Origin of the sequence: Serratia sp. LS-1 (genome assembly GCF_003719595.1) — a bacterium.
Classification (GTDB): domain Bacteria; phylum Pseudomonadota; class Gammaproteobacteria; order Enterobacterales; family Enterobacteriaceae; genus Serratia; species Serratia ureilytica.
Window position 1 is genome coordinate 5,044,052 of sequence record NZ_CP033504.1, and the last position, 17,115, is coordinate 5,061,166.

A 17,115-nucleotide genomic window follows, 5' to 3' on the forward strand; every position below is an offset into this window, starting at 1 on the left:
TTATTCTCCTTCTATTGAGGGGGTGGCGAGGGGCGCCGTCTGGCGGCCGCGCAAGTGGTTCAGCGCCAGCCCGAAGCCGATGATGCCGGCAATGATAATAAAGTCTTTCAGGCTGCTGGCGATCAAAATCGTCCACAGCACGTACAGGCAGCACAGCAGCGCCGCCGCCACCGGCAGCGGCCACAGCGGCATCAGGTACGGGTGATGGAAGTGGCGTCGACGGCGGCTGATCAGCGCCGCCACCGCCATGATGATGTACACCAGCAGCAGCAGGATCACGGTGAATGAGGTCAGCGATTCGAGGTCGGAGCAAAACGCCAGCAGCGCCGAGGGAACGCCGAACAGCAGGGTGGCGATCCAGGGGGTGCCGAAGCGCGGGTGGATGATTTTCAGCGCGCGGTTGAACGTCGGCAGCCAGAAGCCGTCGCGCCCGCTGGCGAACATCATGCGGCTGAACTGCGCCACGATGGCGATGATGGCGTTGAATACCGACAGGTAGATCGCGCCGCTCACCACCCGCGCCAGCGTCGGGCCGCCGAGCTGGGTGACCACATAACCGACCGGATCGGCCTGTTTGGCCATCTCCGCCAGCGACGGCGAGCCGATCAGCAGGGCGGTGAACGGCACCAGTTCCACCAGCACCACGATGACCAGCGTCAGCATGATCGCGACCGCCATCGGTTTGCCCTGCTCGCGCATATCTTCCGCCATGTACACCGCCGCGCCGTAGCCGTTGTAGGAGAACAGCGCGACCCCGACCATGGCGACGATCAGCGGCAGCGAAACCGGCGCCAGGCTGCCCTGCGCGTCCAGCATCACCGGCGCGGTGAGGATCTCCGCGCTTTGATGCGGATGGCTGAAACCGAGCCAGGCGATCAGCGCCAGCACCGCCACTTCCACCACCAGAAAGGCGCCGGTCAGCAGGGCGTTGGCCTTGATGTTGAAAATGGCGCAGGCGCCGCCGATCAGCACGGTGATCATGCCGGCGGTGGAGGCGTCGAATGAGGTGCCCAGCGCGGTATTCAGATAGGGCACGGCGCCGGTGGCCAGCACCGCCGGCACGAACAGCGCGGCGCTGAGAATAAACAGATAGGTCTGCAACCCGCACAGGGTGCCGAACAGGCGTTTGATGATGCTGTATTCGCCGCCGGCGCTGGGGTGCGCGGCGCCGAGCTCGGCATAGCACAGCGCGATGGTGGCGGCGACGCAGGCGGCGATCAGAAACGACAGAAAGGCGCCGCTGCCGGCGCTGGCGATCGCCAGCGGCGCGATGACGAAGATCGAGCTGGCCGGCGTTACGCCGGAAGCGGTGATCATCACCACGTCGAGGACGCTGAGATTGCCTTTGAAAGTGTGTTCAGGGGCGGACTCTTTCATGGTTAACGACTCCATTAACGTGTGAGTGAGTAATTGTTTTGCTGCACAGGCTGTACGCAGAAATCAAATGGAGCGCGCTAAATGCCGGGGAGCGTTGCTCCCCGGAAGTTTATTGTTCTTATGTGTTACCCCTGCCCCGACGGGAAGCTGAAGCTGGCGCGGCGGGCATCACCGGAGGCCGGCCAGCGCTGGGTAATGGTCTTGCGTTTGGTGTAGAACCTGACCGCGTCCGGGCCGTAGGCGTGCAGATCGCCGAACAGCGAGCGCTTCCAGCCGCCGAACGAGTGGTAGGCCACCGGCACCGGCAGCGCCACGTTGATCCCCACCATGCCGACCTGAATGCGGCTGGAGAAGTGGCGCGCCGCTTCACCGTCACGGGTAAACAGACAGGTGCCGTTGCCGTATTCGTGGGCGTCGATCAAGGCCATCGCCTCCTGCAGCGACGCCGCGCGCACCACGCCGAGCACCGGGCCGAAGATCTCCTCCTGATAGATGCGCATGCCGGGCGTCACGCGGTCGAACAGCGTCGGGCCGAGGAAATACCCCTGGCTGGGGCGGCCGTCGGCGTCCGTCACGCGCAGTTCGCGGCCGTCCACCAGCAGCTCGGCGCCTTCGGCCACGCCCTGATCGATATAGCCTTTCACCTTCTGATAATGCTGTTGAGTCACCAGCGGCCCCATGTCGTTGCGGTTGTCGCTGCCGGGGCCGACGCGCATGGCGGCCATCTGTTGCCGCAGCCCGGCGATCAGCGCGTCGGCGGTGCCGTCGCCCACCGCGACCACCAGCGGGATGGCCATGCAGCGCTGGCCGCAGGAGCCGAACGCCGCGCCCATCAGCGCGCCGACCGCGCCGGGGATATCGGCGTCCGGCAGCACCACCGCGTGGTTTTTGGCGCCGCCCAGCGCCTGCACCCGTTTGTTCTGCGCGCAGCCGGTGTGATAGATGTGCTCCGCCACCGGCGTCGAACCGACGAAGCTTATCGCCTTCACGCGTCCGTCATGCAGCAGCGTCTCCACCGCTTCGCGATCGCCGTTGACCACGTTGAGCACCCCCGGCGGCAGCCCGGCCTCCGCCGCCAGCCGCGCGATATACAGCGCGGCGGAAGGGACGCGCTCGGAAGGTTTCAGCACGAAAGTATTGCCGCAGGCGACCGCCATCGGCCACATCCACAGCGGCACCATCGCCGGGAAGTTGAACGGGGTGATGCCCGCCACCACCCCGAGCGGTTGAAACTCGCTCCAGCTGTCGATGCCCGGGCCCGCCTCTTTGCTGTGTTCGCCTTTCAGCAATTCCGGCACATAGCCGGCGTATTCGATATTCTCGATGCCGCGCTGCAGTTCGCCCAGGGCGTCGCTGAGCACTTTGCCGTGCTCGGCGGTGATCAGTTGGCAGATGGCGTCGGCGTGCTGCTCCAGCAGATCCTTGAGCTTCATCATGATGCGCGCGCGCTTCAGCGGCGGCGTGTCGCGCCAGGCGGGGTAAGCCTGCTCGGCGGCGGCGATGGCGCGCTCCACCGTGGCGCGATCGGCCAGCAGCACCTCCTGCGCCGATTGGCCGGTGGCCGGGTCGTAAACCGGCTGGCTGCGTTCGCCGCCGGCGGCGGGTTCGCCGTTGATCCAATGGGTAATGGTCATGGTTCGCTCCTTATTCGGTAGCGTTGAGGGCATCGCCGACGGCGTTGATCAGCGCATCGATCTGCGCTTCGCTGCTGATGAATGGCGGCGCCAGTTGCAGGGTGTCGCCGCCGTAGCGCACGTAAAACCCGCTTTCCCAGCAGCGCATCGCCGCTTCGAAGGGCCGCCGCGCCGGTTCGCCGGGCCGCGCCGCCAGCGTGATGCCGGCCGCCAGGCCGATATTGCGAATGTCGGCGACGTGTTTGGCCCCCTGCAGGCTGTGCACCGCGCGCTCGAAGTAGGGCGCCAGCGCCTGTACGCGCTCCACCATCTGTTCGCGCTGCAGGATGTCCAGCGTCGCCAGCGCCACCGCGCAGCTGACCGGATGGGCGGAGTAGGTGTAACCGTGCGGGAATTCGAGCTGGTAGTCCGGCTCGCCGCCGTTCATGAAGGTTTGGTAGATCTCCGGCCGCACCACCACGGCGCCCATCGGCTGCGCGCCGTTGGTCACCTGTTTGGCGATGTTCATGATGTCCGGCGTGACGCCGAACGCCTCGGCGCCGGTCATCGCGCCGCAGCGGCCGAAGGCGGTGATCACTTCGTCGAAGATCAGCAGAATGTCATGCTGGGTACAGATCTCGCGCAGGCGCTGCAGATAGCCGACCGGCGGCACGATCACCCCGGCGGAGCCGGAGAACGGTTCGACGATCACCGCGGCGATCGTCGAGGCGTCGCGCAGCGCGATGATGCGGTTGAGCTCTTCCGCCAGCTCCGCCCCCTGTTGCGGCATGCCGCGCGAAAAGGCGTTGCCGGCCAGCAGGGTGTGCGGCAGATGGTCCGCCTCGGCGCCGGCGCCGAACGCCTTGCGGTTGCCGGCGATGCCGCCGACCGAGATGCCGCCGAAGTTAACGCCGTGGTAGCCCTTTTCCCGGCCGATAAAGCAGGTTTTGCCCGCCTGGCCTTTGGCGCGCCAGTAAGCGCGCGCCATTTTCAGCGAGGTGTCCGCCGCTTCCGAGCCGGAGCCGGTGAAGAACACGTAATCCAGCCCCGCCGGCGTCAGCGCCTTGATTTTGTTGGCCAGCTCGAACGACAGCGGGTGGCCGAACTGAAACGCCGGCGAGTAATCCAGCGTCGCCAACTGGCGCTGGGCGGCGTCGGTGATTTCCTGCCGGCCGTGCCCCAATCCGCAGCACCACAATCCGGACAGGCCGTCGAAAATCTTTCTGCCGTCGTGGCTGGTGTAATACGCCCCTGCGGCCTGAGTAATGATGCGCGGCTGCGCTTTAAAATTGCGGTTGCCGGTAAAAGGCATCCAATGGGCTTCTAACCCTTCGGCATCGAGACGATTAAGCGAATAATTTTCAGCGGCCATGTTTTCCTCCGGGCAGGAAAATAAGTGCGATTAATTAAATAAAATGAGTTGTTAACGAATTGTTGTACGAAATTGACTATGTACCGCTTGTTCTCTACTGTGAATAATCATATGTCGAAACTTACTTAAGGTTTTATGCAAGTAAAAAAGCGCGCGTTGCTGGGACAATTGTCGGATATGGATCTGCGTTTGCTGCGGGTATTCAAGGCCGTGGTCGACTGCGGCGGCATGAGCGCCGCCGAACTGGAGCTGAATATCAGCCTGTCGACCATCAGCAAGCACATCAAGGATCTGGAGCAGCGGCTGGGCCTGACGCTGTGCCAGCGCGGGCGCGAGGGCTTTGCGGTCACCGACGAGGGGCTGATTATCTACCAGGAAACCGTCAACCTGCTGGCGGCCACCGAGGCGTTCCGGCGCGGGGTGGACGAGGTGCACCAGCGCATGGGCGGGCAGCTGCACGTGGCGATATTCGACCATACGGTCAGCAATCCGCAGGCGCAGATCGGCCGGGCCATCGCGTTATTCAGCGAGCGCGCGCCGGAGGTTTCTTTGCAAATGTACGTGGAGCCGATTAATACCATTGAACGTGGCGTTATTGACGGGCAATTTCAGGTTGGCGTTATTCCCATGCACCGCAGCGCGGAAAGTTTATCTTATCATTCGTTATTCAGTGAGAGGATGTTCTTATATTGCGGCGCGCAGCATGAATTATTTTCCGCCCGCCATGAAACATTAAATTGGGATCTGCTGCACAATTATGCTTTCGCCGGATTGGGCTACCATTCGCCGAATATGGAACTGAGCCTGCAGCAACATTTGCATCGCAAGGCGACGGGGTTCGCGCAAGAGTCGATCGCCACGCTGATCCTGTCCGGCAAATACGTCGGCTTTTTGCCGGATCACTACGCGGCGTTTTTTGTGGCGCAGAACCTGATGCGGGCGATCAAACCGGCGCTGTTCCGCTATCACTGCGAGTACTCCAGCGTGCTGCGCCGCTCGCCGGTGCCGCAACGGGTGGTGAAGCTGTTCCATGAGTGCCTGCTGGCGGCCCACGGAACAGCGTGACGCTTACTGCTCTTTCTTCTTGCCGAAGATTCTGATCAGCGCGCCGACCAGGATGCCGACCGCGATGCCGGCGAAGATCCAGCCGATGATGCCCATTTCCTTAACTCCTGCTAGTGCGTTGATCTGATTATATAATCATTCGACGCGAAACGCCTCTTCGATCATCCGTTGCCGCTGCGCCGGCGCATAGTCGATCCAGGAATTCTTGCTGTTGGATTTCTCCAGCGCTACCGCCAGCTCCTGGCCGGAAATCGGCAAATCGTCCTGCCAGAACGGCGCGATGGCGTGGCGGGTGATGAAATCGGTCAGGTAGCTCTCCGGGCTGCCCTGCCAGTGCGGGTACAGTCTGGCGGCCAGCTCGGCCATCAGCGCGCGCTGCTGCGGCTGTTCGCTGGTTTCCAACAGGGCGAGGAACGGCAGCAGTAGGCGGCCGCAGACCTGGCCGTGGTGGTAGTCGCGCAGCGCGCCGATCTCGCCGGCGATGCCGTGGATCACCCCCAGCCCGGCGGCGCTCAGCGTCAGTCCGCCGAGGTAGGAAGCTTGCATAATCGCTTCGCGCGCCGCGTCGCTGCGGTTGAGCGCCGGCCAGGCGGCGAGGAAGTGGCGGATGCCGTTCAGCGACATGTCGCGCGTCATGGCGCCGGCGGTTTTTGACAGATAGGCCTCGAACAGGTGGGTGAAGGCGTCGATGGCGCAGTAGGCCAGCACCTTGTCCGGCGCGCCCGCCAGCAGCTGCGGATCGAGAATGGCGGTGTGCGGCACGAAGTTGTTATGGCGCAGCGAGGCTTTCACCTTGCTGACCTGGGTATCGGTGATCACCGCGTTCTGCGTCACCTCGCTGCCGGTGCCGGCGGTGGTGGGAATGGCGATCAGCGGCAGGGTGGCGCCGCTGATTTTGCTGTCGCCCACCTTTTCCATATAGCGCAGCGTTGGCAGCGGGTGCTCAACCAGCGCGGAGAACGCTTTGGCGGCGTCCAGCACGCTGCCGCCGCCGATGGCCACCACGCGCCGCGCCTGGCCGCGCCAGCGCGCCACCCAGGCGTCGATTTCCTGCGGCGACGCCTCGTGGCTGACGATTTCGGTGCCGATGAGCAGCGGCGCCAGCGCTTCGCGCAGGCCGGCGTACACCGGGCCGTTGAGAAAAGAGCGGCAGCTGAACAGCAGCGTCGGCTGCGGGTCGGCAAGCAGCAGCGGCGGCAGCTGCTGGATGCTGCCGTGGCCGAACCAAGTCTGGCGGTTGGCGATGATGTGGCTGACGGACATGAAGTCTCCTTGACGGCGTTGCAGGTCGCGATGCCACAGCATAAGCCAGCGGGCGCGGAGCGGCCACCGCTTTCCCCGCCGCGGCAACCTGTGAGTTGTTTAACATGTAAACGATCGCGCTCTTGCATTTCGGCGCTGCGGATGCTTTTTTTAACAGTACCGGCCGTCGTGCGGCCAACCCCATCCGAAATCGGTAGATTGTTAATGTGTTAATAATGGCGAGGCGGGTATGGAAATTCAGGTTGAACGCTTGTCTGCGGTGATCGATGCGGTGGCCAGCCCACGCTTTTATCCCAGCCTGTTGAACTGGCTGGAAGGGTTTTTCGCCTTCGACAACGCCATCGTCTATGCCTTCGAACGCGGCCGGCCGCCACGCTGCCTGATTAAAACCGAGCGCGAAAACAGCGACGCGGTCAATCAGCTCTACCAGCAGGGCGCCTACCTGCAGGATCCGTTTTACCGCGCGCTGAACGACGGCGGCGAAGGCGAGGTGCTCACGCTGCGCCAGCTGGCGCCCTGCGGGTTTTATCACAGCGACTATTACCGTAATTTTTATCGCAAGACCGGCTGGCACGACGAGGCCGGCGTGCTGCTGCAACTGACGCCGGAGCGCGGGCTGGGCGTCTTTTTCGGTTCGGCGCGCCGCACGGTGGCGGTGCGCTACCCGCAGCGGGCGGATCTGCGCAGCGCGCTGACGCTGGTGAAAAGCGTGGCGCGGCTGCACGGCGAAGTGGTGGTGGCGCCGGCCGAGGCTGCGACGGTGAACGATGACGGCGCCCAGGCGCGCTATCTGCTGACGCCGCGTGAGCGCGAGATTGTCGATCTGATCCTCGCCGGCTGCGGTTCGCAGCAGATTGCCGACCGGCTGTTCATCAGCCTCGGCACGGTAAAAAACCACCGCAAGAACATCTACGGTAAGCTGAACATCGGTTCGCAGGCCGAACTGTTCAGCCTGCTGCTGACCGCCCCGCAGCGACGCAGCGCGTGAATGTATCGATCTATCCCCTATAGCTTTCAAGCTACAGCTAGGCGGCCAGGACGAGCGTCCCCAGGAGCTTACTTAGGTAAGTGACTGGGGTGAACGTCAGCAGCCAACAACGCTGTAGTTTGAAAGATGAAGGGGACGAATGTCCCTAAGGGGACATAGCGGCACGGCTGCTGCCTCCCGATAATCCGATGTCATGGCATAGGCAATCGGGAGTGCGGCAGTGAACAACGAAATCGAGTCCTTAACCTACTACGCGGCGACCAAAAAATACGATCTGCGCTTCCCGACGCTGGAAGAGGATCTGGACGTTGACGTGGTGATCATCGGCGGCGGCTTCTCCGGCATCAACACCGCGCTGGAGCTGGCGGAGAAGGGCATCACCAACATCGCCATTCTCGAGGGTCGCTATCTGGGCTACGGCGGCACCGGGCGCAACGGCGGCCAGGTGATGGCCGGCATCGGCCACGATCTGGAGAAGATCAAACGCCACGTCGGCCCGTCCGGGCTGGAAACCATCTTCAAGATCAGCAACCTCGGCGCCGGCATTATCCGCGAGCGCATCAAGAAATATGACATCGACGCCGACTTCTGCTTCGGCTACGGCTATCTCGGCAGCAACGCGCGCCAGGAGAAGACCCTGCGCGGCTGGCTGAAGGAGTTCAGGGCGGTAGCGCCGCAGGAGGAGATTGAACTCTACACCGGGGCGGAGGTGAAGCAGGTGGTGGGCTCCGATGCCTACACCTGCGCGCTGAAACACATGGGTGGCGGCCACGTGCATTCGCTCAACCTGTTGCTGGGCGAGGCCAAGGCGCTGAGCGGCTACGGGGTGAAAATTTTCGAGAACAGCAGCGTGCTCAACGTGGAGTATGGCCCGCGCATCACGGTGCGCACCGCCATGGGCTCGGTGCGCGCCAACAAGATGCTGTGGGCCTGCAACGGCTTCCTCAACGGCATGGAGCCGCAGATCTACCGCAAGACCATCAATACCTACGCCTTCCAGCTGGCCACCGAGCCGCTGTCTGACGAACTGATCCGTCAGATCAGCCCGATCCGCGGCGCCTACAGCGACATCCGCCCGGTGATCGACTATTACCGGGTGACCAACGAGAACCGGCTGCTGTTCGGCAGCGCCACCCGCCTGATCGAATACTTCCCGTCGGATCTCAAGGCCTGGAACCGTAACCTGATGCTGAAGGTGTTCCCGTACCTGAAAGACGTGAAGATCGATCTGGCCTGGGGTGGCCCGCTGTGCTGCAGCGCCAACCTGTTCCCGCAGATCGGCACGCTGCCGGATCGCGACAACGTGTTTTACGTGCAGGGCTACTCCGGCTTCGGTGTGACGCCGAGCCACATCGTGTGCAAGGTGCTGGCAGAGGGCATGAGCGAAGGATCCGATCGCTACGATCTGATGAGCTCGATCCCGCACGTCAACATCTTCGGCAAGGACAAGCTGCGGCGGGTGATGACCACCGCCGGTAAGGTTTGGCACCAGACATCCGGCTACTGGAAAGGCCGCCGTTAACCCTCAGAGGAGAATCACATGAAACCGTTACTGCTTAAACAACCGCTGCCTGAACTGCTGGAGATCGGCAGCGTCAGCAACCTGGGCGCCACGGTGATCGCCGGCACGCCAAACGTCGGCGTGGCCAGCATCTTCGGCGAACCGACCGACAACCTGAACTGCGGCGTGTTCAGCTGCACCCGCGGCAGCTTCGTGATGGAGTATCCGTTCGCCGAGCACGCCACAGTGTGGGAAGGCAGCGCGACCCTGACCAACGAACGCACCGGCGAATCGGTGCAGTATCAGGCCGGCGATTCCTGGTTCGTCGAGAAGGGCACCCCGGTGCGCTGGGACATCACCTCGGATCGCTTCGTCAAACACTACCTCGCCATCGTCGAGGGCTGACGCCGTCATGCCCCCCTCAGCCTGCTGAGGGGGAGCGCTTTAGCCTAATACCCGCGCAATAAAATCGGTCACCCGCTTGAGGATCTGATCCTTATTGGTTTCGTTAAAGCTCTCGTGCCGCCCGCCCGCATTGATCATCCGCTCGAAATCGTCGCCCTGCAGACGATCGAGCGCGGTTTGCGTTTCGCTCATCAGCACCAGCCGATCGTCGTCGCCGTGGATCCATAGCGTGGGCAGCGCGCCGAAGCCCGGCCCGGCGTTGATGGCGGCGAGGATCCGCTGCATGGCGCGCAGGGTGGGGCGCTTGAACGGCCCGTGCCACACCAGCGGATCTTCCTGATAGGCCGCGCCAACCGCTGGATCGCGCGCCAGGGTGGCGGTATCCAGCGGCGCGTCGGGGATCGTCGGCAGTTCGGCCAGATCGGAAATCGCCGTTCTGTCGCCGAGCAGCGGGCCGGACAGCACCAGCGCGCGTACCTCCTCACCATAGCGCTGCACGTAGCGGGTGGCGATCATGCCGCCCATCGAGTGGCCGATCACCACCAGCGGCAAGGTGGGATATTGCTGCCGGAAATGGCTGACCACGCGCTGCACGTCGTCGACCACGGCGTCATAATCCTCGATCAGCACGCGCTCGCCCTGCGACAGGCCGTGGCCGAGGTGGTCGGGGCCGAACACCCGCGCGCCCTGCGCCTGCAGCGTGCGCGCCACGTATTGATAGCGGCCGAGGTGCTCGCCGTAGCCGTGCACCAGCAACGCCAGATAGCGCGGCTTGTCGTTTCCCCAGTCGTGCACGGCGATATCGCCGTGACAGCCTTTGATAAAGCTGACGGTTTGTTCGGACATGTTATTGTTCTCATGGTGGTAGGGTTGCCCTTCAGCGTAGCGGCTGGCGGCGAGGTTGTCAGGGGCGCCGGGTGCGGCGCCCGCAGAGAGGGGGGTTACAGGCCGAACTGGCGGGCCAACGCGTCGAGCGCTTCGCGCTGGAAGCGGTTGAACGCGTCGCGCGGCTGCTGTTGCTGGATGAACGCCAGCAGCGGATCCTGCACTTCCGTGCGCACGCCGCTCAGCTGTTCCATCACCGCCAGCCCGCAGAACGGCACGTAGGATTCGGCGTAGCCGCCTTCATGCACCATCACCAGTTTGCCGCCGCACAGCCGATCGGCGGCCTCCTGCACCAGCGCGGTCATGGCGCGGAAGCTGTCGCTGTGCAGCTGCATGCGCGCCAGCGGATCGAGCGCGTTGGCGTCGTAACCGCAGGCGACGATGATCATTTCCGGCTCGAATTTTTCCAGCGCCGGGATGATGATGCGCCGCATGGCGTGCAGGTAGCCGTCGTCGCCGGCGCCGGCCAGCATCGGCACGTTGACGTTGCAGCCCGCCCCGGCGCCTTCACCGCGATCCTGTTCGCCGGAATAGCCCGCCGGGAAGCAGCCGTCCTGATGCAGCGACAGCGTCAGCACGTCGCCGCGCCGCCAATAGATGTGCTGGGTGCCGTTGCCGTGGTGCACGTCCCAGTCGAGCACTGCCACTTTTCCGAGGCCGTAACGGGCCTTGGCGCGCTCGATGGCGATCGGGATATTGGCCAGGAAGCAGAAGCCCATCGATTGATCCGGCAGGCAGTGGTGGCCCGGCGGGCGCGACAGCGCATAGGCATTATCCAGCTCGCCCTGCAGCACCGCCTCCACCGCCGCGCAGGCCAGCCCGGCGGAGAGTTTGGCGATTTCATAGCTGCCCGGCCCCAGCGGCGCCTCTTCCCCCAGCAGGCCGCCGCCGCTGTCGCTCACCTGTTTGAAGCGCTGAAGATAGTGGGCGGGGTGGATGCGTAGCAGGTCTTCTTCCGTCGCTGGTTCGGCGCTCAGCAGGGTGAGCTGGCGCGACAGGCCGGACACGACCATCAGGTTCTTCATGCGCCGTTTGGTTTCCGGCGATTCGGCATGTCCGGCGCCCGAGGGCGGTTGCACCCAGCCGCCGACCGGCAGGGTGGTGGCGTGCAGGCCGGTGCTGTGCCAGAAACAGCGTTCATCAAACAAGAAACCGGTTGTTCTTTTCACCTTTCTCCTCCTGTTATACGGCGCGGTGCGCGCGGTGCAGCCAGCGAAATCAACAGCAGCGACAGCAGCGCGCAGCCCAGCGCGCCGAACAGCAAGGCGTTGAAACCGCCGGAAGATTCGATCAGATAGCCGGCCAGCGTCGGGCCGATGGCCATGCCGCCGCCGATCACCAGGTTGATGCCGTTCATCAGCTTGCCGTCGTTATCCAACCCGGCGACCCGCGCCAGAATGAACGGCAGCACGAAGGTCCAGGTGAATTTGAACAGCAGGGCCGCCAGGGCGAAGCGCAGCAGCAAGGGTTGACCCACCAGCAGCGCCACGCTGGCCAGCAGCAGGGCGTAACCGAGCGCGATCGGGCGCCCGCCGCCGAAGCGCGCGCCGATCAACGCTGCGGCGCCGGCGCCGACGATGCCGAGCAAGGTGGCGACGGCCAGCACCTGGCCGCTGTGGGCCGGCGATAGCCCGGCGCCGGCGGCGATGCCGCCGATAAAGGTCCAGACCGCGCTCAGGCTGATGTAAAAGGTCAGCACCGCCAGTACGGCGCACAGCTTGCGCGTCGGCGAGGCGGCGGCTCCGCTGCGGGCGCTGCGCGCGGCGGTGAAACCGTTGGGAAACGCCGGGATGAGCGGCAGGCAGCACAGCATGATGGCGGCCAAAATCAGGTAGACCGCCATCAGGCCGAAGTGCGCGAACAGCGGCGGCAGCGCCAGCAGCCCCACCGCGCCCAGTACCAGCTGGCCGAGCACCCAGAAGGCATAGACGCGGCTGGGATTGGCGGTGCCGGCGGCGCAGGTGATGCACAGGATCATCAGGGTGCCGCCCGCCAACGAGGCGATAAAGCGCAGCGGCAGCAGCAAGGTGAAATCCTGCACCAGCGCCGAAGCCAGGTTGCCGGCGATAAACACCAGCGCCGACAGCGCAGCGACCCGCCGCCAGTTGATGCGCCCGATCCACCACCACGCCGGCAGCGTGGCCAGGCTCATGGCGCCGAGTTCGGTGGAGAACAGGCGGCCGATCTGCGCCGGGCCGAGCTGCCACTGCGCGGCGAGCTGGGCGGCCACGGCGGGTGCGGTCATCAGAATGCCTGGTGCGATGGCGGCGAAGACGATAATGGCGGTCAGCAGCCGCGGCGGGCAGGGGAGCGCCGCGCCGGCGGCGGGCGCGGAAACCGAATCACTGGACATAAACCTTATTCCCCAAGCGTTGAGTGACGATGAAATATCCCGCCCGGCCCGATTGCGGGCAGGGGGGAGCCGCGCCATAAATGGCGAATACGTTTTGGCGTTATTTTCCGGTCGTCGGCAGCGGCGGCCGTTATCGGGCGTTAACCGTGGGCGAGAAAGCCGCTGGCGACCAGTTCGGTGCGGTTCACCACGTCGGTTTTGGCGAAAATGTTGCGCATATGGGTTTTCACCGTGGACAGCGAAATGCCCAGCTTCAGGGCGATGCGCTTATTGCTGGCGCCTTCGCGCACCAGGTTGACGATCTCTTGTTCCTTGGCGGTCAGCAGCTGCGCCTCGCTGTCGGGCAACAGATCGCGCGTCGCCAGTTCGATCAGCGGCAGCACCGCGCGCAGGCGGCCGCGCTCCACTTCGGTAAACGGCGTATCGCGGATCAGCGACACCCCGGCGACGATGCGTTTGCGTTGGCGAATGAAAATCTCCGTCATGTCGCGCATGTCGTTCGGCAGCATAAAGTCGTGGTAATAGCGGCGGTTGTCGGCGATCGCCGCCGGGCTCATGCCGACCATGGTGATGTCTTGCCGATGGAAGTTGGCTGGCTGCAGCGGGTCTATTTGCTGAAAGTGGTTCAGGTATTGCTGATGCGTTTTATCGGGCATGCCGTGCAGGATGTAGTGATCCGGCCGCAGGTCGCGATCGACCAGATAAAACACCCCGGCGGACACCGGGATCAGGTGCGTGATGGTCGCCAAACAACTGTTGATAAAGGCATCGGATGCTGTGCTGTGCATGATTCGTGTTCCTCCCTTTATCGTTCAATCTGGAGAATGTTGGCGGTCAATATATGAACGATACAAGCATAGTTGTAGCAATTTGGCAACACAATAAAAACATATTAACAACGTGAGGCCGATTGCAATAAAATACATAAATAACAAGATGACACTGCAATGGTCAGGGGTTTTCAGGTCGGATTTTCTGCGGTTTTCATTAATAGGTTAATGAAATAATTCACCGCTTTTCCCGCTGAATTTACAGCGCTTTTCACTGCTTGCCTGGGCGAAGCCCTCGCCGCCCAGCGCGTGCTACAACCGGCGCGACCGTCGCCGTCCCTCGTTCTTAAGAACGATAGCCAGGCTTTTCCACCGCTTCCTACACTGCGAATTGAAGATAGCGCCAGGCGGCGCCAAACGTATAAGACGAAAAAATGATGACCTTTCTCGGGCTGAGGCGTCGGGTTGTTCAGTCCGCATGACCATACGGGGAACGAACGATGCAGAAAAAAACGCTGGCGGTGGCGTTGAGCGGCGCCTTATCGGGCCTGGCTCAGGGGGCGGACGCCGATCGCCCCAATGTGCTGATCATTCTGGTGGACGATATGGGCTATTCCGACATCAGCCCGTTCGGCGGCGAGATACCGACGCCCAACCTGCAGGCGCTGGCCGAACGGGGCGTGCGCATGAGCCAGTACTACACCTCGCCGATGTCGGCGCCGGCGCGGTCGATGCTGATGACCGGCAACACCAATCAGCAGGCCGGCATGGGCGGCATGTGGTGGTATGAGAGCACCGCCGCGCAGCCGGGCTATGAAATGCGGCTGACCGACCGCGTGACCACATTGCCGGAGCGTTTTCGCGACGCGGGTTACGCCACCATGATGGCGGGCAAATGGCACCTGGGCTATGTCGACGGCGCCAAACCGACCGATCGCGGCTTCGAGCGCGCCTTCGCCTTTATGGGCGGCGGCACCAGTCATTTCGACGATGCGAAACCGCTGGGCACCGTGGAGGCGTTCCACACCTTCTACACCCTGAACGGCAAACGCGTGTCGTTGCCCAAAGATTTCTACTCCAGCAAGGCCTATGCCGATCAGCTGGAACAGTGGATCCGCGATACGCCGCTGAATAAGCCCGTCTTCGCCTATCTGGCGTTCACTGCGCCGCACGATCCATTGCAGGCGCCGGATGACTGGATCGCCAAATTCGACGGCAAATACGACGCCGGTTACCAGCAGGCCTATCAGCAGCGCATTCAGCGCCTGAAAGCGCTGGGGTTGATTTCCGATCGCACGCCGATGCCGACGCTGGCGCTGGATAAGGCCTGGAACGCGCTGACGCCCGAGCAGCAAAAATACGAAGCCAAGACCATGCAGGTGTACGCGGCGATGATTGCTTACATGGACGATCAGGTCGGCGCGGTGCTGAACACCCTGAAGCAGACCGGCCGCGACCAAAATACGGTGATCGTGTTCGCCACCGACAACGGCGCCAACCCGGCCAGCGGCTTCTACTACGGCTCGAAGCCGGAGTATTGGCGGCAGTTCGACAACAGCTACGCCAACCTCGGCCGCAAGGGATCGTTCATTTCTTACGGGCCGCACTGGGCCAACGTCAGCAATGCGCCGTATGCCAACTACCACAAAACCACCAGCGCACAGGGCGGCATCAATACCGATTTCATCATCTCCGCGCCGCGGCTGAAGGGGCGCGGCGGCATCGACCGCACGCCGATGGCGGTATATGACATCGCCCCGACGCTGTACGACTATGCCGGCATCGACGCCAACAAACCGCTGAAGGCCAAACCGACGCTGCCGATGGTCGGCGTCAGCTTCAAGCGCTATTTCAGCGGCGAGGCCGACGGCGTGCCGCGCGCGACCTACGGCGTGGAGCTGCATAACCAGGCCGCCTATGTGGACGGCGTCTGGAAGCTGCGGCGGTTGGTGAAGGCCGGGCCGACGGCGCAGATGGCGCCGTGGGGGCTGTTCAACCTGCATGACGATCCGCTGGAGACGCGCGATCTGGCCGCCGCCAACCCGGATCAAGTCAAACGGCTGAGCGAGGCGTATCGCCGCTTTGCGCTGCAGGGCATGGTCATTGAAGCGAAAGGCGCAGCGATCGACTACCTCGGCGTAGACGCCAGCACCGGCGACTACATTGGCTTGGATCCGCAGACCCACAAACCGTTACCGCAGGCGGCACCATGAACCTGGCCCAGCTGCGCGCGCAGCAGATCCCGGTAGAGAGCGAACCGCGCGCGGCGGCGCCTTTTCATTTGCTGGTGAAGCCGATCGGCGCCGGCTGCAACCTGGGTTGCCGCTACTGCTACTACCCGCAGCGCCAGCAGGAGCGGACGCGCAAGATGGACGACGACCTGCTGGCGGAATTTATCCGCGGCTACATCGCCGCCCAGCCGCGTTACAGCCGCGAGATCAACTTCGTCTGGCAGGGCGGTGAGCCGCTGCTGGCGGGGATCGGTTTTTACAAGCGGGCGCTGGCGTTGCAGCGCCGCTACGCGCCGCCGGGCGTGCGGATCAGCAACAGCCTGCAGACCAACGGTACCTTGCTGAACGACGCCTGGTGCCGGCTGTTCCGGCAGCATCACTTTATCCTCGGCGTCAGCCTGGACGGCGATCGCGAGGTGCAGGACGCCCACCGGCCGGACAAGCGCGGCGGCGCCAGCTATGACGCCGCGTTGCGCGGCATTGCGTTGTTGCAGCGCCATCAGATCGACTTCAACCTGCTGATGGTGGTGCACGACGGCGTCGCGGATCGCGCCGAGGCGATCTACGATCATGCGGTGGCGATCGGGGCGCGTTATCTGCAGTTTCAGCCGCTGATGCTGGAAGGGGATGCGCCCACCGCCGGTTACGGACTGAGCGCCGCCAACTGGGGGCGCTTCATGCTGGCGGTGTACCGCCGCTGGCGTAGCCGCGGACACGTTGGCCGGGTCTTCGTGATGAACATCGAACAGGTCTACGCGCAGTATTTCACCCATGTCAGCCCCAGCTGCGTGCACGCCGAACGCTGCGGCGGCAATCTGGTGATGGAGCCGGACGGCCGAGTCTACGCCTGCGATCACCTGATCAACGCGCAGCACCTGCTCGGCCATGCCGATCGGCAAACGCCCCTCGCCACCCTGGCGGCCAGTGCGGCGGAGATGCCGTTCGGTAAAAACAAAAGCCTGCGCCGCGAGTGCCAACGCTGCAGCGTGAAAAGCGTCTGCCAGGGCGGCTGCCCGGCGCATGTGGGCGAAGATCGCTACAACCGGCTGTGCGCCGGCTATTACGCCTTCTTTTCCGCGCTGCTGGCGCCGCTGCGTGCCTACCCGCGCAGCCCGCAGGGAGCGAGGCAGTGGCGCGCCGCCGTGAGCGCGGCCGCAGGTTGAAACCGTCTCGTCCTTAAGGACGATAGTCAGCATTTTCCTTTCCTCTCTATAGTGAGATGACCGCCGCTGGCGGTGAAAAACCTGCAAGCACCTGCATGCATCAGGCCAAAACTATAAGAGGAAATAACC

At 63.6% G+C, this 17,115-nt stretch carries 14 protein-coding genes; 6 read left to right on the plus strand and 8 right to left on the minus strand.

Annotated elements, in window-relative coordinates; all coding sequences use genetic code 11:
- From EDY99_RS24025 to EDY99_RS24035, 3 genes are all read right to left on the minus strand, one after another.
- Positions 1–1,377 carry an APC family permease gene (locus EDY99_RS24025; RefSeq protein ID WP_033641746.1) on the minus strand — a complete coding sequence of 459 codons (1,377 nt, stop codon included), beginning with the start codon at positions 1,375–1,377 and terminating at the stop codon, positions 1–3.
- Between the two features lie 125 nt (positions 1,378–1,502).
- The gene (locus EDY99_RS24030) at positions 1,503–3,011 is read right to left on the minus strand and encodes a CoA-acylating methylmalonate-semialdehyde dehydrogenase (protein ID WP_123062137.1); all 1,509 of its coding nucleotides are present in this window, start codon (positions 3,009–3,011) and stop codon (positions 1,503–1,505) included.
- Positions 3,012–3,021: 10 nt separating this feature from the next.
- Positions 3,022–4,362, minus strand: a complete 1,341-nt coding sequence (locus tag EDY99_RS24035) for an aspartate aminotransferase family protein (RefSeq protein ID WP_033641748.1) — start codon at positions 4,360–4,362, stop codon at positions 3,022–3,024.
- Positions 4,363–4,497: 135 nt separating this feature from the next.
- On the opposite strand from EDY99_RS24035, the gene EDY99_RS24040 reads away from it, so the two are divergent.
- A complete protein-coding gene (locus tag EDY99_RS24040) occupies positions 4,498–5,427 on the plus strand; it encodes a LysR family transcriptional regulator (protein ID WP_033651382.1) in 930 nt (309 codons plus the stop codon).
- A 135-nt stretch (positions 5,428–5,562) separates the two neighbouring features.
- On the opposite strand, the gene EDY99_RS24045 is transcribed toward EDY99_RS24040, so the two are convergent.
- Positions 5,563–6,690, minus strand: coding sequence for an iron-containing alcohol dehydrogenase (locus tag EDY99_RS24045; protein WP_103101796.1), 1,128 nt, complete (start codon positions 6,688–6,690; stop codon positions 5,563–5,565).
- A 229-nt stretch (positions 6,691–6,919) separates the two neighbouring features.
- On the opposite strand from EDY99_RS24045, the gene EDY99_RS24050 reads away from it, so the two are divergent.
- The 3 genes from EDY99_RS24050 to EDY99_RS24060 all read left to right on the plus strand — a co-directional run bounded on the left by EDY99_RS24050 (position 6,920) and on the right by EDY99_RS24060 (position 9,584).
- On the plus strand, positions 6,920–7,678 hold the full coding sequence (locus EDY99_RS24050) for a helix-turn-helix transcriptional regulator (RefSeq protein ID WP_116286741.1): 759 nt from the start codon (positions 6,920–6,922) through the stop codon (positions 7,676–7,678).
- Between the two features lie 220 nt (positions 7,679–7,898).
- Positions 7,899–9,200 (plus strand): FAD-binding oxidoreductase, encoded by a 1,302-nt coding sequence (locus EDY99_RS24055; protein ID WP_060659993.1) that lies wholly within the window; start codon positions 7,899–7,901, stop codon positions 9,198–9,200.
- Between the two features lie 18 nt (positions 9,201–9,218).
- The gene (locus EDY99_RS24060; protein WP_015376517.1) at positions 9,219–9,584 is read left to right on the plus strand and encodes a cupin domain-containing protein; all 366 of its coding nucleotides are present in this window, start codon (positions 9,219–9,221) and stop codon (positions 9,582–9,584) included.
- Between the two features lie 39 nt (positions 9,585–9,623).
- On the opposite strand, the gene EDY99_RS24065 is transcribed toward EDY99_RS24060, so the two are convergent.
- The 4 genes from EDY99_RS24065 to EDY99_RS24080 all read right to left on the minus strand — a co-directional run bounded on the left by EDY99_RS24065 (position 9,624) and on the right by EDY99_RS24080 (position 13,610).
- Entirely contained in the window at positions 9,624–10,430 is an 807-nt protein-coding gene (locus EDY99_RS24065) for an alpha/beta hydrolase (protein WP_123062138.1), read from the minus strand.
- 95 nt (positions 10,431–10,525) lie between these two features.
- Positions 10,526–11,638, minus strand: a complete 1,113-nt coding sequence (locus EDY99_RS24070; RefSeq protein WP_123062139.1) for a class II histone deacetylase — start codon at positions 11,636–11,638, stop codon at positions 10,526–10,528.
- On the minus strand, positions 11,635–12,822 hold the full coding sequence (locus EDY99_RS24075; RefSeq protein WP_123062140.1) for an MFS transporter: 1,188 nt from the start codon (positions 12,820–12,822) through the stop codon (positions 11,635–11,637). Before EDY99_RS24075 ends, EDY99_RS24070 begins: the two co-directional genes overlap by 4 nt.
- Positions 12,823–12,962: 140 nt before the next feature.
- A complete protein-coding gene (locus EDY99_RS24080; RefSeq protein WP_123062141.1) occupies positions 12,963–13,610 on the minus strand; it encodes a LuxR family transcriptional regulator in 648 nt (215 codons plus the stop codon).
- Positions 13,611–14,092: 482 nt separating this feature from the next.
- Between EDY99_RS24080 and EDY99_RS24085 the strand changes: the two genes are divergently transcribed.
- Both EDY99_RS24085 and EDY99_RS24090 read left to right on the plus strand, forming a co-directional pair.
- The gene (locus EDY99_RS24085) at positions 14,093–15,805 is read left to right on the plus strand and encodes an arylsulfatase (protein ID WP_089197651.1); all 1,713 of its coding nucleotides are present in this window, start codon (positions 14,093–14,095) and stop codon (positions 15,803–15,805) included.
- A complete protein-coding gene (locus tag EDY99_RS24090; RefSeq protein WP_047572777.1) occupies positions 15,802–16,986 on the plus strand; it encodes an anaerobic sulfatase maturase in 1,185 nt (394 codons plus the stop codon). Before EDY99_RS24085 ends, EDY99_RS24090 begins: the two co-directional genes overlap by 4 nt.
- Positions 16,987–17,115 lie beyond the last annotated feature (129 nt).